The sequence below is a fragment of the Erwinia rhapontici genome (assembly GCF_012271765.1).
GTDB lineage: Bacteria > Pseudomonadota > Gammaproteobacteria > Enterobacterales > Enterobacteriaceae > Erwinia > Erwinia rhapontici.
Map to the genome: position 1 here is coordinate 399,895 of NZ_VRKO01000014.1, position 16,113 is coordinate 416,007.

Annotated in this window: 31 protein-coding genes; all 31 read left to right on the forward strand. The window is 50.1% G+C overall.

All coding sequences use genetic code 11. From position 1 onward, the window contains the following. Window positions 1-34: 34 nt before the first annotated feature. Window positions 35-1,219 (forward strand): elongation factor Tu, encoded by a 1,185-nt coding sequence (gene tuf, locus FVB43_RS15460; protein WP_167864269.1) that lies wholly within the window; start codon window positions 35-37, stop codon window positions 1,217-1,219. A gap of 312 nt (window positions 1,220-1,531) precedes the next feature. Further along, window positions 1,532-1,843 carry a 30S ribosomal protein S10 gene (gene rpsJ / locus FVB43_RS15465; RefSeq protein WP_001181005.1) on the forward strand — a complete coding sequence of 104 codons (312 nt, stop codon included), beginning with the start codon at window positions 1,532-1,534 and terminating at the stop codon, window positions 1,841-1,843. 32 nt (window positions 1,844-1,875) lie between these two features. Continuing rightward, on the forward strand, window positions 1,876-2,505 hold the full coding sequence (gene rplC, locus FVB43_RS15470) for a 50S ribosomal protein L3 (protein WP_133847028.1): 630 nt from the start codon (window positions 1,876-1,878) through the stop codon (window positions 2,503-2,505). A gap of 10 nt (window positions 2,506-2,515) precedes the next feature. Next, on the forward strand, window positions 2,516-3,121 hold the full coding sequence (rplD, locus tag FVB43_RS15475) for a 50S ribosomal protein L4 (protein ID WP_133847027.1): 606 nt from the start codon (window positions 2,516-2,518) through the stop codon (window positions 3,119-3,121). Beyond that, complete coding sequence (gene rplW / locus FVB43_RS15480; RefSeq protein WP_062749336.1) at window positions 3,118-3,420, forward strand: 50S ribosomal protein L23; 303 nt, start codon at window positions 3,118-3,120, stop codon at window positions 3,418-3,420. Before rplD ends, rplW begins: the two co-directional genes overlap by 4 nt. A gap of 17 nt (window positions 3,421-3,437) precedes the next feature. Next, window positions 3,438-4,259 carry a 50S ribosomal protein L2 gene (gene rplB, locus FVB43_RS15485; protein WP_133847026.1) on the forward strand — a complete coding sequence of 274 codons (822 nt, stop codon included), beginning with the start codon at window positions 3,438-3,440 and terminating at the stop codon, window positions 4,257-4,259. A gap of 16 nt (window positions 4,260-4,275) precedes the next feature. Next, a complete protein-coding gene (gene rpsS, locus FVB43_RS15490) occupies window positions 4,276-4,554 on the forward strand; it encodes a 30S ribosomal protein S19 (RefSeq protein ID WP_004160590.1) in 279 nt (92 codons plus the stop codon). 14 nt (window positions 4,555-4,568) lie between these two features. After that, on the forward strand, window positions 4,569-4,901 hold the full coding sequence (gene rplV / locus FVB43_RS15495) for a 50S ribosomal protein L22 (RefSeq protein WP_000447532.1): 333 nt from the start codon (window positions 4,569-4,571) through the stop codon (window positions 4,899-4,901). Between the two features lie 17 nt (window positions 4,902-4,918). After that, window positions 4,919-5,617, forward strand: a complete 699-nt coding sequence (gene rpsC, locus FVB43_RS15500) for a 30S ribosomal protein S3 (protein WP_002919766.1) — start codon at window positions 4,919-4,921, stop codon at window positions 5,615-5,617. Window positions 5,618-5,629: 12 nt separating this feature from the next. Then, complete coding sequence (gene rplP, locus FVB43_RS15505) at window positions 5,630-6,040, forward strand: 50S ribosomal protein L16 (RefSeq protein WP_002438716.1); 411 nt, start codon at window positions 5,630-5,632, stop codon at window positions 6,038-6,040. Further along, entirely contained in the window at window positions 6,040-6,231 is a 192-nt protein-coding gene (rpmC, locus tag FVB43_RS15510; protein WP_048917635.1) for a 50S ribosomal protein L29, read from the forward strand. The genes rplP and rpmC overlap by 1 nt, the downstream gene beginning before the upstream one ends. Beyond that, window positions 6,231-6,485, forward strand: coding sequence for a 30S ribosomal protein S17 (gene rpsQ / locus FVB43_RS15515; RefSeq protein ID WP_133847025.1), 255 nt, complete (start codon window positions 6,231-6,233; stop codon window positions 6,483-6,485). Before rpmC ends, rpsQ begins: the two co-directional genes overlap by 1 nt. Before the next feature lie 166 nt (window positions 6,486-6,651). Next, window positions 6,652-7,023 (forward strand): 50S ribosomal protein L14, encoded by a 372-nt coding sequence (gene rplN / locus FVB43_RS15520; protein ID WP_015960712.1) that lies wholly within the window; start codon window positions 6,652-6,654, stop codon window positions 7,021-7,023. A gap of 10 nt (window positions 7,024-7,033) precedes the next feature. Continuing rightward, window positions 7,034-7,348, forward strand: a complete 315-nt coding sequence (rplX, locus tag FVB43_RS15525; protein ID WP_048917632.1) for a 50S ribosomal protein L24 — start codon at window positions 7,034-7,036, stop codon at window positions 7,346-7,348. Between the two features lie 14 nt (window positions 7,349-7,362). Then, complete coding sequence (gene rplE / locus FVB43_RS15530; RefSeq protein ID WP_013204126.1) at window positions 7,363-7,902, forward strand: 50S ribosomal protein L5; 540 nt, start codon at window positions 7,363-7,365, stop codon at window positions 7,900-7,902. 13 nt (window positions 7,903-7,915) lie between these two features. Next, window positions 7,916-8,221 carry a 30S ribosomal protein S14 gene (rpsN, locus tag FVB43_RS15535; protein WP_133847024.1) on the forward strand — a complete coding sequence of 102 codons (306 nt, stop codon included), beginning with the start codon at window positions 7,916-7,918 and terminating at the stop codon, window positions 8,219-8,221. A gap of 30 nt (window positions 8,222-8,251) precedes the next feature. Then, window positions 8,252-8,644, forward strand: a complete 393-nt coding sequence (rpsH, locus tag FVB43_RS15540; RefSeq protein WP_133847023.1) for a 30S ribosomal protein S8 — start codon at window positions 8,252-8,254, stop codon at window positions 8,642-8,644. Window positions 8,645-8,656: 12 nt separating this feature from the next. Beyond that, window positions 8,657-9,190 carry a 50S ribosomal protein L6 gene (gene rplF, locus FVB43_RS15545; RefSeq protein WP_133847022.1) on the forward strand — a complete coding sequence of 178 codons (534 nt, stop codon included), beginning with the start codon at window positions 8,657-8,659 and terminating at the stop codon, window positions 9,188-9,190. A 9-nt stretch (window positions 9,191-9,199) separates the two neighbouring features. Next, on the forward strand, window positions 9,200-9,553 hold the full coding sequence (gene rplR, locus FVB43_RS15550) for a 50S ribosomal protein L18 (protein WP_004160572.1): 354 nt from the start codon (window positions 9,200-9,202) through the stop codon (window positions 9,551-9,553). 14 nt (window positions 9,554-9,567) lie between these two features. Then, on the forward strand, window positions 9,568-10,068 hold the full coding sequence (gene rpsE, locus FVB43_RS15555) for a 30S ribosomal protein S5 (RefSeq protein ID WP_004160571.1): 501 nt from the start codon (window positions 9,568-9,570) through the stop codon (window positions 10,066-10,068). Window positions 10,069-10,073: 5 nt separating this feature from the next. Beyond that, window positions 10,074-10,253: a 50S ribosomal protein L30 gene (gene rpmD / locus FVB43_RS15560; protein WP_004160569.1), complete on the forward strand. Its 180-nt coding sequence runs from the start codon at window positions 10,074-10,076 to the stop codon at window positions 10,251-10,253. Between the two features lie 3 nt (window positions 10,254-10,256). Further along, window positions 10,257-10,691 carry a 50S ribosomal protein L15 gene (rplO, locus tag FVB43_RS15565; protein ID WP_133847021.1) on the forward strand — a complete coding sequence of 145 codons (435 nt, stop codon included), beginning with the start codon at window positions 10,257-10,259 and terminating at the stop codon, window positions 10,689-10,691. 7 nt (window positions 10,692-10,698) lie between these two features. Further along, entirely contained in the window at window positions 10,699-12,030 is a 1,332-nt protein-coding gene (gene secY, locus FVB43_RS15570; protein ID WP_004160567.1) for a preprotein translocase subunit SecY, read from the forward strand. Between the two features lie 32 nt (window positions 12,031-12,062). Then, window positions 12,063-12,179: a 50S ribosomal protein L36 gene (rpmJ, locus tag FVB43_RS15575; protein ID WP_004160566.1), complete on the forward strand. Its 117-nt coding sequence runs from the start codon at window positions 12,063-12,065 to the stop codon at window positions 12,177-12,179. Between the two features lie 146 nt (window positions 12,180-12,325). Then, window positions 12,326-12,682, forward strand: coding sequence for a 30S ribosomal protein S13 (gene rpsM, locus FVB43_RS15580; protein ID WP_048917626.1), 357 nt, complete (start codon window positions 12,326-12,328; stop codon window positions 12,680-12,682). A gap of 16 nt (window positions 12,683-12,698) precedes the next feature. Further along, window positions 12,699-13,088, forward strand: a complete 390-nt coding sequence (gene rpsK, locus FVB43_RS15585) for a 30S ribosomal protein S11 (RefSeq protein WP_004160563.1) — start codon at window positions 12,699-12,701, stop codon at window positions 13,086-13,088. 33 nt (window positions 13,089-13,121) lie between these two features. Then, the gene (gene rpsD, locus FVB43_RS15590) at window positions 13,122-13,742 is read left to right on the forward strand and encodes a 30S ribosomal protein S4 (RefSeq protein ID WP_133847020.1); all 621 of its coding nucleotides are present in this window, start codon (window positions 13,122-13,124) and stop codon (window positions 13,740-13,742) included. A gap of 25 nt (window positions 13,743-13,767) precedes the next feature. Continuing rightward, window positions 13,768-14,757, forward strand: a complete 990-nt coding sequence (locus FVB43_RS15595) for a DNA-directed RNA polymerase subunit alpha (RefSeq protein WP_002919219.1) — start codon at window positions 13,768-13,770, stop codon at window positions 14,755-14,757. 40 nt (window positions 14,758-14,797) lie between these two features. Then, window positions 14,798-15,184, forward strand: a complete 387-nt coding sequence (gene rplQ / locus FVB43_RS15600) for a 50S ribosomal protein L17 (protein ID WP_003850180.1) — start codon at window positions 14,798-14,800, stop codon at window positions 15,182-15,184. A gap of 119 nt (window positions 15,185-15,303) precedes the next feature. Beyond that, window positions 15,304-15,675, forward strand: a complete 372-nt coding sequence (locus FVB43_RS15605) for a DnaJ family domain-containing protein (protein WP_133847019.1) — start codon at window positions 15,304-15,306, stop codon at window positions 15,673-15,675. Further along, window positions 15,675-16,106: a Zn(2+)-responsive transcriptional regulator gene (zntR, locus tag FVB43_RS15610; protein WP_133847018.1), complete on the forward strand. Its 432-nt coding sequence runs from the start codon at window positions 15,675-15,677 to the stop codon at window positions 16,104-16,106. The genes FVB43_RS15605 and zntR overlap by 1 nt, the downstream gene beginning before the upstream one ends. Window positions 16,107-16,113 lie beyond the last annotated feature (7 nt).

The window sequence follows — 16,113 nt, forward strand, 5'->3', positions numbered from 1 at the left end:
AAAGGGTGAGAGCATTAAAGTAAGGAATATCGTCGTGGCTAAAGAGAAATTTGAACGTTCCAAACCGCACGTCAACGTAGGTACTATCGGCCACGTTGACCACGGTAAAACTACCCTGACTGCAGCTATCACCACCGTTCTGGCTAAAACCTACGGCGGTTCTGCTCGTGCATTCGACCAGATCGATAACGCACCAGAAGAAAAAGCACGTGGTATCACCATCAACACTTCTCACGTTGAATATGACACCCCAACTCGCCACTACGCGCACGTTGACTGCCCAGGCCACGCCGACTATGTGAAAAACATGATCACCGGTGCTGCTCAGATGGATGGCGCGATTCTGGTTGTTGCTGCAACTGACGGCCCAATGCCTCAGACCCGTGAGCACATCCTGCTGGGTCGCCAGGTTGGCGTTCCATTCATGATCGTATTCATGAACAAATGCGACATGGTTGACGACGAAGAGCTGCTGGAGCTGGTTGAAATGGAAGTGCGTGAGCTGCTGTCTGCTTACGATTTCCCTGGCGACGACATCCCGGTTGTTCGTGGTTCTGCACTGAAAGCACTGCAGGGTGACGCTGAGTGGGAAGCTAAGATCATCGAACTGGCTGGTCACCTGGATAACTACATCCCAGAACCAGAGCGTGCGATTGATAAGCCATTCCTGCTGCCAATCGAAGACGTATTCTCCATCTCCGGCCGTGGTACTGTTGTTACCGGTCGTGTAGAGCGCGGTATTGTTAAAGTGGGTGAAGAAGTTGAGATCGTTGGTATCAAAGATACCGTGAAATCAACTTGTACCGGCGTTGAAATGTTCCGTAAGCTGCTGGACGAAGGCCGTGCGGGTGAGAACTGTGGTATCCTGCTGCGTGGTATCAAGCGCGAAGATATCCAGCGTGGACAGGTTCTGGCTAAGCCAGGTTCAATCAAGCCACACACCAAGTTCGAATCTGAAGTGTACATCCTGTCCAAGGATGAAGGCGGCCGTCATACTCCGTTCTTCAAAGGCTACCGTCCACAGTTCTACTTCCGTACAACTGACGTGACCGGTACCATCGAACTGCCAGAAGGCGTTGAGATGGTTATGCCAGGCGACAACATTCAGATGGTTGTTACCCTGATCCACCCAATCGCAATGGACGACGGTCTGCGTTTCGCAATCCGTGAAGGTGGTCGTACTGTTGGCGCGGGTGTTGTTGCTAAAGTTATCGCTTAATTGTCGAAACTTGTCTGGCAGAGCGTGCTCTGCCAGAGCACGAAAAGAGAGCGCTTCGGCGCTCTTTTTTTATGCCCGTCCTTGGTGATAAACGAACATAGTGTTTGCTTTACCTCCGGATGTACGTATAATACGCGGGCCTGCCAATATGGTAAGGCGCGATTCGATATGAATCGCAGACAAGTACGAAAGTACCTGTCAACAATACTCGCGATATGCGGGTTATGTGCTCAACGATTACACTCCTCCATCAATCGTAATGGATGCGAGTAGTAATTCTTTTCGTTTATAAATAATTGGAGCTCTGGTCTCATGCAGAACCAAAGAATCCGTATCCGTCTTAAAGCGTTTGATCATCGTCTGATCGATCAATCAACTGCGGAAATCGTAGAGACTGCCAAGCGCACTGGTGCGCAGGTACGTGGTCCTATCCCGCTGCCGACCCGCAAAGAGCGCTTTACCGTTCTGATCTCTCCGCACGTCAACAAAGATGCGCGCGATCAGTATGAGATTCGCACTCACAAGCGTCTGGTTGACATCGTTGAGCCAACCGAAAAAACGGTTGATGCTCTGATGCGTCTGGATCTGGCTGCAGGTGTTGACGTGCAGATCAGCCTGGGTTAATCAGGTCATTGAGCGATTGAGAGGTTGAAACAATGATTGGTTTAGTCGGTAAAAAAGTGGGTATGACCCGTATCTTCACAGAAGATGGCGTTTCTATCCCTGTAACCGTGATCGAAATTGAAGCAAACCGCGTTACTCAGGTCAAAGGCCTGGAAAACGACGGTTACACTGCTATCCAGGTAACTACCGGTGCTAAAAAAGCTAACCGCGTAACTAAGCCTGAAGCAGGTCATTTTGCTAAAGCTGGCGTTGAAGCTGGCCGTGGTCTGTGGGAATTCCGCACCGTTGATGGCGCAGAGTTCACTGTAGGTCAGAGCATTAATGTTGACATTTTCGCTGACGTGAAAAAAGTTGACGTGACTGGAACATCTAAAGGTAAAGGTTTTGCCGGTACTGTAAAGCGCTGGAACTTCCGTACTCAGGATGCTACGCACGGTAACTCCTTGTCACACCGCGTACCGGGTTCTATCGGTCAGAACCAGACTCCGGGCAAAGTGTTCAAAGGCAAGAAAATGGCAGGCCAGATGGGCAACGAGCGTGTAACTGTTCAGAGTCTGGACGTTGTACGTGTTGACGCTGAGCGCAACCTGCTGCTGGTTAAAGGTGCAGTACCCGGTGCTACCGGTTGCGACCTTATCGTTAAACCAGCTGTGAAGGCGTAAGGGGATAGCAATGGAATTAGTATTGAAAGACGCGCAAAGCGCGCTGACTGTTTCCGAAACTACCTTCGGTCGTGATTTCAACGAAGCGCTGGTACACCAGGTTGTTGTTGCTTATGCAGCAGGTGCTCGTCAGGGTACTCGTGCTCAGAAGACTCGTGCTGAAGTAACTGGTTCAGGCAAAAAGCCATGGCGCCAGAAAGGTACCGGCCGCGCTCGTGCAGGTTCTGTAAAGAGCCCAATCTGGCGTTCAGGTGGTGTTACCTTCGCTGCGAAGCCACAGGACCACAGTCAAAAAGTTAACAAAAAGATGTACCGCGGCGCGCTGAAAAGCATCCTGTCCGAACTGGTACGTCAAGATCGTCTGATCGTTGTCGAGCAGTTCTCTCTGGAAGCACCTAAAACTAAGCTGCTGGTAGAGAAACTGAAAGACATGGCTCTGGAAGACGTGCTGATCATCACTGGCGAACTGGAAGAGAACCTGTTCCTGGCCGCGCGTAACCTGTACAAGGTTGACGTACGTGATGCAGCGGGTATCGACCCAGTTAGCCTGATCGCCTTCGACAAAGTCGTTATGACTGCTGCCGCAGTTAAGCAAGTTGAGGAGATGCTGGCATGATCCGTGAAGAACGTCTGCTGAAAGTACTGCGCGCGCCGCACGTATCTGAAAAAGCATCTGCTGCGATGGAAAAAACTAACACCATCGTTCTCAAAGTTGCGAAAGACGCGACCAAAGCAGAAATCAAAGCCGCTGTACAGAAACTTTTCGAAGTAGAAGTTGAAGTCGTGAACACTTTGCTGGTTAAAGGCAAAACTAAGCGTTCTGGACAGCGTATTGGTCGTCGTAGCGACTGGAAAAAAGCTTACGTCACCCTGAAAGAAGGCCAGAATCTGGACTTCGCAGGCGGCGCTGAGTAAGTCGGAGGAGAAGAACAATGGCAATTGTTAAATGTAAACCGACATCTCCGGGTCGTCGCCATGTAGTTAAAGTGGTAAACGCGGAGCTGCACAAGGGCAAACCATTCGCCCCGCTGGTAGAAAAAAACAGCAAATCCGGTGGCCGTAACAACAATGGTCGCATCACTACCCGTCATATCGGTGGTGGTCACAAGCAGGCTTACCGTATTGTTGACTTCAAACGCAACAAAGATGGTATCCCAGCGACCGTTGAACGTCTTGAGTACGATCCGAACCGCTCTGCGAACATCGCACTGGTTCTGTACAAAGACGGCGAACGCCGTTATATCCTGGCCCCTAAAGGCCTGAAAGCTGGCGACCAGATTCAGTCTGGCGTTGATGCTGCGATTAAAGCAGGTAACACTCTGCCGATGCGTAACATCCCAGTGGGTTCTACCGTGCATAACGTAGAAATGAAACCAGGCAAAGGCGGTCAGATTGCTCGCTCTGCTGGTACTTACGTGCAGATCGTTGCGCGTGATGGTTCTTACGTTACCCTGCGTCTGCGTTCTGGTGAAATGCGTAAAGTCGAAATTGACTGCCGCGCAACCCTGGGCGAAGTCGGTAACGCTGAGCACATGCTTCGCGTTCTGGGTAAAGCCGGTGCAGCTCGTTGGCGTGGTATTCGCCCTACCGTTCGCGGTACTGCGATGAACCCAGTTGATCACCCGCACGGTGGTGGTGAGGGTAAAAACTTTGGTAAGCACCCGGTAACTCCGTGGGGCGTTCAGACCAAAGGTAAGAAAACCCGCAGCAACAAGCGTACCGATAAGTTCATCGTACGTCGCCGTAGCAAATAATTTTAGAGGATAAGCCATGCCACGTTCTCTCAAGAAAGGTCCTTTTATTGACCTGCACTTGCTGAAGAAGGTAGAGAAAGCTTTGGAAAGCGGAGACAAGAAGCCACTGCGCACCTGGTCCCGTCGTTCAACGATCTTCCCTAACATGATCGGTTTGACCATCGCTGTCCATAATGGTCGTCAGCACGTTCCTGTCTTTGTTTCCGACGAAATGGTCGGTCACAAACTGGGTGAATTTGCACCGACCCGTACTTATCGCGGCCACGCGGCTGATAAAAAAGCCAAGAAACGCTAAGGCAGGAGGAAGAGATGGAAACTATCGCTAAACATCGCCACGCTCGTTCTTCTGCACAGAAGGTTCGCCTGGTAGCGGATCTTGTACGCGGTAAGAAAGTGTCGCAGGCTCTGGACATTTTGACCTACACCAATAAGAAAGCGGCTGTACTGGTCAAGAAAGTTCTGGAATCTGCCATTGCTAACGCCGAACACAACGATGGCGCTGACATTGATGATCTGAAAGTCACGAAGATCTTCGTAGACGAAGGCCCAAGCATGAAGCGCATTATGCCTCGTGCAAAAGGTCGTGCAGATCGCATCCTGAAGCGCACCAGCCACATTACTGTGGTTGTGTCCGATCGCTGAGACTCTGGAGACTAGCAATGGGTCAGAAAGTACATCCTAATGGTATTCGCCTGGGTATTGTTAAACCCTGGAACTCTACCTGGTTCGCAAATACCAAAGAATTCGCTGACAACCTGGACAGCGACTTTAAAGTGCGTCAGTTCCTGACTAAAGAACTGGCTAAAGCATCCGTTTCTCGTATCGTTATCGAGCGTCCGGCTAAGAGCATCCGTGTGACCATTCACACTGCTCGCCCAGGCATCGTTATCGGTAAGAAAGGCGAAGATGTAGAAAAACTGCGCAAGGTCGTAGCGGATATCGCTGGCGTTCCTGCACAGATTAATATCGCCGAAGTCCGTAAACCGGAACTGGACGCTAAATTGGTTGCTGACAGCATCACTTCACAGCTGGAGCGTCGTGTGATGTTCCGCCGTGCGATGAAGCGTGCTGTACAGAACGCAATGCGTCTGGGCGCTAAAGGGATCAAAGTTGAAGTTAGTGGCCGTCTTGGCGGTGCAGAAATCGCGCGTACTGAATGGTACCGTGAAGGCCGCGTGCCACTGCACACTCTGCGTGCAGACATTGACTACAACACCTCTGAAGCCCACACCACTTATGGTGTAATCGGCGTTAAGGTATGGATCTTCAAAGGTGAGATCCTGGGTGGTATGGCTGCTGTTGAACAACCGGAACCGGCTGCTCAACCTAAAAAGCAGCAGCGTAAAGGCCGTAAGTAAGGAGAGTCGCTGATGTTACAACCAAAGCGTACAAAATTCCGTAAAGTGCACAAAGGCCGCAACCGTGGTCTGGCGCAGGGTACGGATGTTAGCTTCGGTACTTTCGGTCTGAAAGCTGTTGGCCGTGGTCGTCTGACTGCACGTCAGATCGAAGCAGCACGTCGTGCTATGACCCGTGCAGTTAAGCGTCAAGGTAAAATTTGGATCCGAGTATTCCCGGACAAACCAATTACCGAGAAGCCGCTGGAAGTGCGTATGGGTAAAGGTAAAGGTAACGTAGAGTATTGGGTTGCCTTGATCCAGCCTGGCAAAGTCCTGTATGAAATGGACGGCGTTCCAGAAGAGCTGGCCCGTGAAGCCTTCAAGCTGGCAGCAGCAAAACTGCCTATCAAAACCACCTTTGTAACTAAGACGGTGATGTAATGAAAGCTACAGAGCTGCGTGAAAAAAGCGTTGAAGAGCTCAACACTGAGCTTCTTAACCTGCTGCGTGAACAGTTTAATCTGCGCATGCAGGCAGCATCCGGCCAACTTCAACAGACTCACGTCTTGAAGAATGTGCGCCGTGATGTTGCACGTGTTAAGACTTTACTGACTGAGAAGGCGGGTGCGTAATGACCGATAAAATCCGTACTCTGCAAGGTCGTGTGACTAGTGACAAAATGGAGAAATCTATTGTTGTTGCTATCGAACGTGTTGTGAAGCACCCAATCTACGGGAAATTCATCAAGCGTACGACCAAACTGCACGTACACGACGAGAACAATGAATGTGGTATCGGCGACGTGGTTGAAGTCCGCGAATGCCGTCCACTGTCCAAGACTAAGTCCTGGACGCTGGTTCGCGTTGTAGAGAAAGCAATTCTGTAATAGAATCTGCCGTCTCTAAAAAATAAGATAAACGGCTCGCAAGAGCCGTTTATTTTTTCTACCCATATGCAGGAAGCAGTGTTATAATGCTGCGCCCTCAATATGGGGCTTTTATACGACCTGAATCAGGTCCCGAAGTAGTAGTTGACATTAGCGGAGCACTAAAATGATCCAAGAACAGACTATGCTGACCGTCGCCGACAACTCCGGTGCACGTCGCGTAATGTGTATCAAGGTTCTGGGTGGCTCGCACCGTCGCTACGCAGGCGTAGGCGACATCATCAAAATTACCATCAAGGAAGCAATTCCTCGCGGTAAGGTTAAGAAGGGTGATGTGCTGAAAGCGGTAGTGGTGCGCACCAGGAAGGGTGTTCGTCGCCCGGACGGTTCTGTCATTCGCTTCGATGGTAATGCATGCGTTATTTTAAATAATAACAGTGAGCAGCCTATCGGAACGCGTATTTTTGGGCCGGTAACTCGTGAACTTCGTACTGAAAAGTTCATGAAAATTATCTCTCTGGCACCAGAAGTACTCTAAGGAGCGAAAAATGGCAGCTAAAATCCGTCGCGATGACGAAGTTATCGTGCTGACCGGCAAAGATAAAGGTAAGCGCGGTAAAGTAAAAAATGTTCTGTCTTCAGGCAAACTGATTGTTGAAGGTATTAACCTGGTTAAGAAACACTCAAAGCCGGTTCCGGCTCTGAACCAACCAGGTGGCATCGTTGAAAAAGAAGCTGCTATTCAGGTTTCTAACGTTGCACTCTTCAACTCGGCAACCGGCAAGGCTGACCGTGTAGGCTTTAGATTCGAAGACGGCAAAAAAGTCCGTTTCTTCAAGTCGAACAGCGAAACTATCAAGTAATTTGGAGTAGTACGATGGCGAAACTGCATGATTACTACAAAGACGAAGTAGTTAAACAACTCATGACTGAGTTTAGCTACAATTCTGTCATGCAAGTCCCTCGGGTCGAGAAGATCACCCTGAATATGGGTGTAGGTGAAGCGATCGCTGATAAGAAACTGCTGGATAATGCAGCAGCTGACTTAGCAGCAATCTCCGGTCAAAAGCCGTTTATCACCAAAGCACGCAAATCAGTTGCAGGCTTCAAAATCCGTCAGGGCTATCCGATCGGCTGTAAAGTAACTCTGCGTGGCGAACGCATGTGGGAGTTCTTTGAGCGTCTGATTTCTATTGCTGTTCCACGTATCCGTGACTTCCGTGGCTTGTCCGCTAAGTCATTCGATGGCCGTGGAAACTACAGCATGGGCGTTCGTGAGCAGATCATCTTCCCAGAGATCGACTATGACAAAGTCGACCGCGTTCGTGGTTTGGATATCACCATTACCACTACTGCGAAATCTGATGATGAAGGCCGCGCACTTTTGGCTGCTTTTAACTTCCCGTTCCGCAAGTAAGGCAGGGTTACTGATGGCTAAGCAATCGATGAAAGCACGTGAAGTCGTTCGCGTGAAACTGGCTGACAAGTACCGCGCTAAACGCGAGGAACTGAAGGCTATCATTTCAAATGTGAACTCATCCGACGAAGATCGTTGGAATGCTGTTCTCAAGCTGCAAACTCTGCCGCGTGATTCCAGCCCGTCTCGTCAGCGTAACCGCTGCCGTCAAACTGGCCGTCCACATGGTTATGTGGGCAAATTCGGTCTGAGCCGTATCAAGTTGCGTGAAGCCGCCATGCGCGGTGAAGTACCTGGCTTGAGAAAGGCTAGCTGGTAATTACCAATTGAATCACGGGAGTAAAGACAGATGAGCATGCAAGATCCGATCGCGGATATGCTGACCCGTATCCGTAACGGTCAAGCCGCGAACAAAGTTGCGGTCACCATGCCTTCCTCCAAGCTGAAATTGGCTATTGCCAACGTGCTGAAGGAAGAAGGCTATATTGAAGAATTTAAAATCGAAGGCGACACCAAGCCTGAACTGGAACTGACTCTTAAGTATTTCCAGGGCAAGGCAGTGGTTGAGAGCATTCAGCGTGTAAGCCGTCCAGGTCTGCGTATCTACAAACGCAAAGACGAACTGCCAAAAGTTATGGCTGGACTGGGTATCGCTGTTATCTCTACCTCTAAAGGTGTTATGACCGATCGTGCAGCACGCCAGGCAGGTCTTGGCGGCGAAATTATCTGCTACGTAGCTTAATCGGAGGAATAAATGTCTCGTGTTGCTAAAGCACCAGTCGCGATTCCTGCCGGCGTAGAGGTAAAACTCGACGGTCAGGTTATTTCGATTAAAGGTAAAAACGGCGAGCTGACTCGTACGCTCAACAAAGCTGTAGAAGTTAAGCATGCTGACAACACCCTGACTTTCGCTCCGCGCGAAGGTTTTGTGGATGGTTGGGCGCAGGCGGGTACCTCTCGTGCGCTGTTGAACGCTATGGTTATCGGTGTTACCGAAGGCTTCACTAAGAAGCTGCAGCTGGTTGGTGTAGGTTATCGTGCAGCCGTAAAAGGCAACTCTGTGAGCTTAGCCCTGGGCTTCTCTCACCCTGTTGACCATGAGCTGCCAGCGGGAATCACTGCTGAATGTCCAACTCAGACTGAGATCGTGCTGAAAGGCGCTGATAAACAGCTGATTGGTCAGGTTGCAGCGGATCTGCGCGCCTACCGTCGTCCTGAGCCTTATAAAGGCAAGGGTGTTCGTTACGCCGACGAAGTCGTGCGTACCAAAGAGGCTAAGAAGAAGTAAGGTAACACTATGGATAAGAAATCTGCTCGTATCCGTCGTGCGACCCGCGCACGTCGCAAGCTCAAAGAGCTGGGTGCTACTCGCCTGGTGGTACATCGTACCCCGCGTCATATTTACGCACAGGTAATCGCACCCAACGGTTCTGAAGTCCTGGTCGCTGCTTCTACAGTAGAAAAAGCTATCAGTGAGCAACTGAAGTACACTGGAAACAAAGACGCTGCTGCTGCTGTTGGTAAAGCAGTTGCTGAACGCGCAATCGAAAAAGGCATCACTGGTGTTTCTTTCGACCGTTCTGGTTTCCAATATCATGGTCGTGTCCAGGCACTGGCAGATGCTGCCCGTGAAGCTGGCCTACAGTTCTAAGGTAGAGGTGTAAGATGGCACACATCGAAAAACAAGCTGGCGAACTGCAGGAAAAGCTGATCGCGGTAAATCGCGTATCTAAAACCGTTAAAGGTGGCCGTATTTTCTCCTTCACAGCTCTGACTGTTGTTGGTGATGGTAATGGTCGCATTGGTTTTGGTTACGGAAAAGCGCGTGAAGTTCCAGCAGCGATCCAGAAAGCGATGGAAAAAGCTCGTCGCAATATGATCAATGTCGCGCTGAACAACGGCACCCTGCAGCACCCTGTTAAAGGTGTGCACACAGGTTCTCGTGTGTTCATGCAACCAGCTTCAGAAGGTACCGGTATTATTGCCGGTGGTGCAATGCGCGCCGTTCTGGAAGTTGCTGGGGTTCATAACGTTTTGGCTAAAGCCTACGGTTCCACCAACCCGATCAACGTGGTTCGTGCAACTCTGGATGGCCTGGCCAACATGAATTCCCCAGAAATGGTCGCTGCCAAGCGTGGCAAATCCGTTGAAGACATTCTGGGGTAATGACCATGGCTAAGACTATTAAAATTACTCAAACCCGTAGTTCGATCGGTCGTTTGCCTAAACATAAGGCAACACTGCTTGGCCTGGGTCTGCGTCGTATTAACCACACCGTAGAGCGTGAAGACACGCCAGCTGTACGCGGTATGGTTAACGCGATTTCCTACATGGTTAAAGTGGAGGAGTAACAGATGCGTTTAAATACTCTGTCTCCGGCCGACGGCTCCAAGCACGCTCCTAGACGTCTGGGTCGTGGTATTGGTTCTGGTCTCGGCAAAACCGGCGGTCGCGGTCACAAAGGTCAGAACTCACGTTCTGGCGGTGGCGTACGTCGTGGTTTTGAAGGCGGCCAGATGCCTCTGTACCGTCGTCTGCCGAAATTCGGTTTCACCTCTCGCAAAGCAATGGTCACTGCAGAAGTTCGTCTGTCTGACCTGGCGAAAGTTGAAGGCGGTATCGTCGACCTGAACACGCTGAAAGCAGCAAACATTATCGGTATTCAGATGGAGTTCGCGAAAGTGATCTTGTCTGGCGAAGTTTCTGCACCGGTAACGATTCGCGGTCTGCGTGTAACTAAAGGCGCTCGTGTTGCAATCGAAGCTGCTGGCGGTAAAATTGAGGAATAAGTAGCAGATGGCTAAGCAACCGGGATTAGATTTTCAAAGTGCCAAAGGTGGTTTTGGCGAACTAAAACGCAGACTTCTGTTTGTAATTGGTGCGCTAATTGTCTTCCGCATTGGTTCTTTTATTCCGATCCCTGGTATCGATGCCACTGTACTTGCCAAACTGCTTGAGCAACAGCGTGGCACCATCATTGAAATGTTCAACATGTTCTCTGGTGGTGCTCTGAGCCGTGCTTCTATCTTTGCCCTGGGTATTATGCCGTATATTTCGGCCTCTATTATTATCCAGCTGCTGACGGTGGTTCATCCAGCGTTAGCAGAAATCAAGAAAGAAGGGGAGGCTGGCCGTCGTAAGATTAGCCAGTACACCCGTTACGGTACTCTGGTATTAGGTATATTCCAGGCGGTCGGTATTGCTACCGGCCTGCCGAATATGCCAGGAATGCAAGGTCTGGTACTAAATCCAGGTTTTGCTTTCTACTTTACCGCTGTTGTCAGTCTGGTCACGGGGACAATGTTCCTGATGTGGCTGGGCGAGCAGATAACTGAGCGAGGTATCGGTAATGGTATCTCGATCATTATCTTCGCTGGTATTGTTGCGGGTCTGCCGCCGGCCATTGGCCATACCATCGAGCAAGCGCGGCAAGGCGACCTGCACTTCCTCCTGTTGCTGTTGGTTGCAGTTCTCGTATTTGCAGTGACCTTCTTCGTTGTTTTCGTTGAGCGTGGTCAACGCCGCATTGTGGTGAACTATGCGAAACGTCAGCAAGGCCGTCGTGTCTATGCTGCGCAGAGCACACATTTACCGTTGAAAGTTAATATGGCCGGCGTAATACCTGCTATCTTTGCTTCCAGCATTATCTTGTTCCCAGCAACCATCGCGTCATGGTTCGGGGGCGGAACTGGCTGGAACTGGCTGACGACTATTTCGATGTCATTACAGCCAGGTCAACCGCTTTATGTGCTACTCTATGCGACTGCAATCATCTTCTTCTGTTTCTTCTACACAGCGTTGGTTTTCAACCCGCGTGAAACAGCAGATAACCTGAAGAAGTCTGGTGCATTTGTACCAGGTATTCGTCCGGGAGAACAGACGGCGAAGTATATCGATAAAGTAATGACACGCCTGACATTAATCGGTGCGTTGTACATTACCTTTATCTGCCTGATCCCGGAGTTCATGCGTGATGCGATGAAAGTTCCATTCTACTTCGGCGGTACATCACTGCTGATCGTAGTCGTTGTCATCATGGACTTTATGGCTCAAGTGCAAACTCTGATGATGTCAAGTCAGTATGAGTCTGCATTGAAGAAAGCAAACCTGAAGGGCTACGGCCGTTAATTCAGGCGCTTGAGAAGTTACGGAGAGTAAAAATGAAAGTTCGTGCTTCCGTCAAGAAATTATGTCGTAACTGCAAAATCATTCGTCGCGACGGCGTCGTTCGTGTGATTTGTAGTGCCGAGCCTAAGCATAAACAGCGCCAAGGCTGATTTAATCGCATATTTTTCTTGCAAAGTCGGGTTGAGCTGGCTAGATTAGCCAGCCAATCTTTTGTATGTCTATGCGTTTCCATTTGAGTATCCTGAAAACGGGCTTTTCGGCATGGGACGCATAAGTAATTAAATAGGAGTGCATAGTGGCCCGTATAGCAGGCATTAACATTCCTGATCATAAACATACCGTTATCGCATTAACTGCAATCTTCGGTATCGGTAAAACCCGCTCACAGGCTATCTGTGCGTCAACGGGTATTGCTGAAAATGTTAAGATCAGTGAGCTGTCTGAAGAACAAATCGACATTCTGCGTGATGCAGTAGCTAAATTTGTTGTTGAAGGCGATCTGCGTCGTGAAGTCACCCTGAGCATCAAGCGTCTTATGGACCTTGGCTGCTATCGTGGTTTGCGTCATCGTCGTGGTCTTCCAGTGCGCGGTCAGCGTACCAAGACTAACGCACGTACCCGTAAGGGTCCGCGTAAACCGATCAAGAAATAATCGGGGTGATTGAATAATGGCAAAGGCACCAGTTCGTGCACGTAAGCGTGTAAGAAAGCAAGTCTCTGATGGCGTGGCTCATGTCCATGCATCTTTCAACAACACCATCGTAACTATTACCGATCGTCAAGGTAATGCGCTGGGTTGGGCAACAGCCGGTGGTTCCGGTTTCCGTGGTTCTCGTAAGTCTACGCCGTTCGCTGCGCAGGTTGCTGCAGAGCGTTGCGCAGAGGCCGTGAAAGATTACGGTATTAAGAACCTGGAAGTTATGGTTAAGGGTCCTGGTCCAGGCCGCGAATCAACAATTCGTGCTCTGAACGCTGCTGGTTTCCGCATCACTAATATTACTGATGTGACTCCGATCCCTCACAACGGTTGTCGTCCGCCGAAAAAACGTCGCGTATAACGCCCCGTTTTTTAGGAATGTTGGAGAAAGAAAATGGCAAGATATTTGGGTCCTAAGCTCAAGCTGAGCCGTCGTGAAGGCACAGACCTGTTCCTCAAGTCTGGCGTTCGCGCGATTGATACCAAGTGTAAGATTGAACAAGCTCCTGGTCAGCACGGTGCGCGCAAGCCACGTCTGTCTGACTATGGCGTGCAGTTACGTGAAAAGCAGAAAGTTCGTCGTACCTACGGCGTGCTGGAGCGTCAGTTCCGTAACTATTATAAAGAAGCAGCTCGTCTGAAAGGCAACACAGGTGAAAATCTGTTAGCTCTGCTGGAAGGTCGTCTGGATAACGTTGTTTACCGTATGGGCTTTGGTGCCACTCGTGCAGAAGCACGTCAGTTGGTTAGCCACAAATCTATTATGGTAAACGGTCGCGTTGTTAGCATCGCTTCTTATCAGGTAACTCCGAATGACGTTGTTAGCATCCGTGAGAAAGCCAAAAAGCAGTCTCGCGTGAAAGCCGCTCTGGAGCTGGCTGAACAGCGTGAAAAGCCAACCTGGCTGGAAGTTGATGCAACTAAGATGGAAGGTGTGTTCAAGCGTATTCCTGAACGTACTGATCTGTCTGCGGACATTAACGAACACCTGATCGTCGAGCTTTACTCCAAGTAAGGCTTAGTACCAAAGAGAGGACACAATGCAGGGTTCTGTGACAGAGTTTCTAAAACCGCGCCTGGTAGATATCGAGCAAGTGAGTTCGACGCACGCCAAGGTGACCCTTGAGCCTTTAGAGCGTGGCTTTGGCCATACTCTTGGTAACGCACTGCGCCGTATTCTGCTTTCATCAATGCCGGGTTGCGCGGTGACCGAGGTTGAAATTGATGGTGTACTGCACGAGTACAGCACCAAAGAGGGCGTACAGGAAGATATCCTGGAAATCCTGCTCAACCTAAAAGGTTTGGCGGTAAGAGTTCAGGGCAAAGATGAAGTTATTCTTACTCTGAATAAATCTGGCATTGGCCCTGTGACTGCAGCCGATATCACCCATGATGGGGATGTCGAAATCGTCAAGCCGCAGCACGTGATCTGTCACCTGACCGATGAAAACGCCGCTATCAGCATGCGTATCAAAGTTCAGCGTGGTCGTGGTTATGTGCCGGCTTCTGCCCGAATTCATTCGGAAGAAGATGAGCGCCCAATTGGTCGTCTGTTGGTCGATGCCTGCTACAGCCCTGTAGAGCGAATTGCCTACAATGTTGAAGCAGCGCGTGTAGAACAGCGTACCGATTTGGACAAGCTGGTCATCGAAATGGAAACTAACGGTACTATCGATCCTGAAGAGGCGATCCGCCGTGCAGCGACCATTCTGGCTGAACAACTGGAAGCTTTCGTCGACTTACGTGATGTACGTCAGCCGGAAGTGAAAGAAGAGAAACCAGAATTCGATCCGATCTTGCTGCGCCCTGTTGACGATCTGGAATTGACTGTCCGCTCTGCTAACTGCCTTAAGGCAGAAGCTATCCACTACATCGGTGATCTGGTACAGCGTACCGAGGTTGAGCTGCTTAAAACGCCTAACCTTGGTAAAAAATCTCTTACTGAGATTAAAGATGTGCTGGCTTCTCGTGGTTTGTCTCTGGGCATGCGCCTGGAAAACTGGCCACCCGCTAGCATCGCTGATGAATAACCCGATCACAGGTTAAGGTTTCACTGAGAAGGATAAGGTCATGCGCCATCGTAAGAGTGGTCGTCAACTGAACCGCAACAGCAGCCATCGTCAGGCTATGTTCCGCAACATGGCTGGCTCTTTGGTTCGTCACGAGATTATCAAGACGACCCTGCCAAAAGCGAAAGAGCTGCGTCGCGTAGTTGAGCCGCTGATTACTCTTGCCAAGACCGACAGCGTAGCTAATCGTCGTCTGGCATTCGCCCGTACTCGTGATAACGAGATCGTGGCAAAACTGTTTAATGAGCTCGGTCCGCGTTTCGCGAGCCGTGCAGGTGGTTACACTCGCATTCTGAAGTGTGGCTTCCGCGCTGGTGACAACGCTCCGATGGCTTACATCGAGCTGGTTGATCGTCCAGAAGCTCAAGCAGAAGCTGCAGCAGAGTAATCTGCCGCAGTATTGAAAAAGCCCCGCTTGCGGGGTTTTTTTATATCCAAAATTCCTGCCCCCTTTATCTCTCTCTCAAATGCGTTATGCTGACCTCAATCTGGTAAACGGAGGCCATCATGTCTTTACTTGATCAACTCGCAGAAAAGCATATCCTCGCGGCCCTTCGTCAGGGTGAGCTCGATAATCTCCCCGGAGCAGGTCATCCCCTACAGCTGGATGATGATAGCCATGTGCCTTCTGAGCTGCGTGCGGGCTATCGTATTCTGAAGAATTCTGGCTTCTTGCCACCAGAGCTGGAGATGAAACGCGAAGCTCTAGAGCTGGATGAATTAATGCGAACGGTCGATCCAAATGAAGAGCGCTACTATCAACAGGCAAAACGTCTGAGCTTACTTGAGGTGAAGTTGAAACAGGCGGGAATCAGTACTGATTTTTTGCAGGGCGGCTATGGCCGCAGAATACAGCAGCACTTTCGGGAGGAAGAGTAATGTACCGTATTGGACAGCTGGCGAAACTGGCTGATGTGACGCCGGATACTATCCGGTTTTATGAAAAACAGCAGATGATGGATCATAAGGTGCGTACCGAAGGCGGGTTCAGACTTTACAGTGACAGCGATCTGCAGCGCCTTAAGTTTATTCGCTATGGTCGACAGTTGGGTTTCACTCTTGAGGCGATTCGTGAATTGCTGTCAATTCGCGTCGACCCTGAGCATCATACCTGCCAGGAATCAAAGACCATCGTACAGAAGCGGCTGAATGAAGTTGAAGCGATGCTTACGGAATTACATCATATGCAACGCTCGCTTACTCGCCTTAATGATGCCTGCTGTGGCACGTCTCACAGCAGTGTATATTGTTCGATTCTTGAAGCCTTAGAAAAAGGCGCGACTACTACGGTGGCGAAAAGCACCGATTGAATTTCCG

Excerpts from the sequence above, each read along its gene's own strand:
- rpsD (WP_133847020.1), top strand. The coding sequence starts at position 13,122 with ATGGCAAGATATTTGGGTCCTAAGCTCAAGCTGAGCCGTCGTGAAGGC.
- rplW (WP_062749336.1), top strand. The coding sequence starts at position 3,118 with ATGATCCGTGAAGAACGTCTGCTGAAAGTACTGCGCGCGCCGCACGTA.
- rpmC (WP_048917635.1), top strand. The coding sequence starts at position 6,040 with ATGAAAGCTACAGAGCTGCGTGAAAAAAGCGTTGAAGAGCTCAACACT.
- rpsE (WP_004160571.1), top strand. The coding sequence starts at position 9,568 with ATGGCACACATCGAAAAACAAGCTGGCGAACTGCAGGAAAAGCTGATC.
- FVB43_RS15595 (WP_002919219.1), top strand. The coding sequence starts at position 13,768 with ATGCAGGGTTCTGTGACAGAGTTTCTAAAACCGCGCCTGGTAGATATC.
- rplC (WP_133847028.1), top strand. The coding sequence starts at position 1,876 with ATGATTGGTTTAGTCGGTAAAAAAGTGGGTATGACCCGTATCTTCACA.
- rpsJ (WP_001181005.1), top strand. The coding sequence starts at position 1,532 with ATGCAGAACCAAAGAATCCGTATCCGTCTTAAAGCGTTTGATCATCGT.
- rplP (WP_002438716.1), top strand. The coding sequence starts at position 5,630 with ATGTTACAACCAAAGCGTACAAAATTCCGTAAAGTGCACAAAGGCCGC.
- rpsQ (WP_133847025.1), top strand. The coding sequence starts at position 6,231 with ATGACCGATAAAATCCGTACTCTGCAAGGTCGTGTGACTAGTGACAAA.
- rplX (WP_048917632.1), top strand. The coding sequence starts at position 7,034 with ATGGCAGCTAAAATCCGTCGCGATGACGAAGTTATCGTGCTGACCGGC.
- rplF (WP_133847022.1), top strand. The coding sequence starts at position 8,657 with ATGTCTCGTGTTGCTAAAGCACCAGTCGCGATTCCTGCCGGCGTAGAG.
- rplN (WP_015960712.1), top strand. The coding sequence starts at position 6,652 with ATGATCCAAGAACAGACTATGCTGACCGTCGCCGACAACTCCGGTGCA.
- rplO (WP_133847021.1), top strand. The coding sequence starts at position 10,257 with ATGCGTTTAAATACTCTGTCTCCGGCCGACGGCTCCAAGCACGCTCCT.
- FVB43_RS15605 (WP_133847019.1), top strand. The coding sequence starts at position 15,304 with ATGTCTTTACTTGATCAACTCGCAGAAAAGCATATCCTCGCGGCCCTT.
- rpsK (WP_004160563.1), top strand. The coding sequence starts at position 12,699 with ATGGCAAAGGCACCAGTTCGTGCACGTAAGCGTGTAAGAAAGCAAGTC.
- rplQ (WP_003850180.1), top strand. The coding sequence starts at position 14,798 with ATGCGCCATCGTAAGAGTGGTCGTCAACTGAACCGCAACAGCAGCCAT.
- rpmD (WP_004160569.1), top strand. The coding sequence starts at position 10,074 with ATGGCTAAGACTATTAAAATTACTCAAACCCGTAGTTCGATCGGTCGT.
- rpsN (WP_133847024.1), top strand. The coding sequence starts at position 7,916 with ATGGCTAAGCAATCGATGAAAGCACGTGAAGTCGTTCGCGTGAAACTG.
- zntR (WP_133847018.1), top strand. The coding sequence starts at position 15,675 with ATGTACCGTATTGGACAGCTGGCGAAACTGGCTGATGTGACGCCGGAT.
- rplD (WP_133847027.1), top strand. The coding sequence starts at position 2,516 with ATGGAATTAGTATTGAAAGACGCGCAAAGCGCGCTGACTGTTTCCGAA.
- rplE (WP_013204126.1), top strand. The coding sequence starts at position 7,363 with ATGGCGAAACTGCATGATTACTACAAAGACGAAGTAGTTAAACAACTC.
- rplR (WP_004160572.1), top strand. The coding sequence starts at position 9,200 with ATGGATAAGAAATCTGCTCGTATCCGTCGTGCGACCCGCGCACGTCGC.
- secY (WP_004160567.1), top strand. The coding sequence starts at position 10,699 with ATGGCTAAGCAACCGGGATTAGATTTTCAAAGTGCCAAAGGTGGTTTT.
- rpmJ (WP_004160566.1), top strand. The coding sequence starts at position 12,063 with ATGAAAGTTCGTGCTTCCGTCAAGAAATTATGTCGTAACTGCAAAATC.
- rplB (WP_133847026.1), top strand. The coding sequence starts at position 3,438 with ATGGCAATTGTTAAATGTAAACCGACATCTCCGGGTCGTCGCCATGTA.
- rplV (WP_000447532.1), top strand. The coding sequence starts at position 4,569 with ATGGAAACTATCGCTAAACATCGCCACGCTCGTTCTTCTGCACAGAAG.
- rpsS (WP_004160590.1), top strand. The coding sequence starts at position 4,276 with ATGCCACGTTCTCTCAAGAAAGGTCCTTTTATTGACCTGCACTTGCTG.
- rpsH (WP_133847023.1), top strand. The coding sequence starts at position 8,252 with ATGAGCATGCAAGATCCGATCGCGGATATGCTGACCCGTATCCGTAAC.
- rpsC (WP_002919766.1), top strand. The coding sequence starts at position 4,919 with ATGGGTCAGAAAGTACATCCTAATGGTATTCGCCTGGGTATTGTTAAA.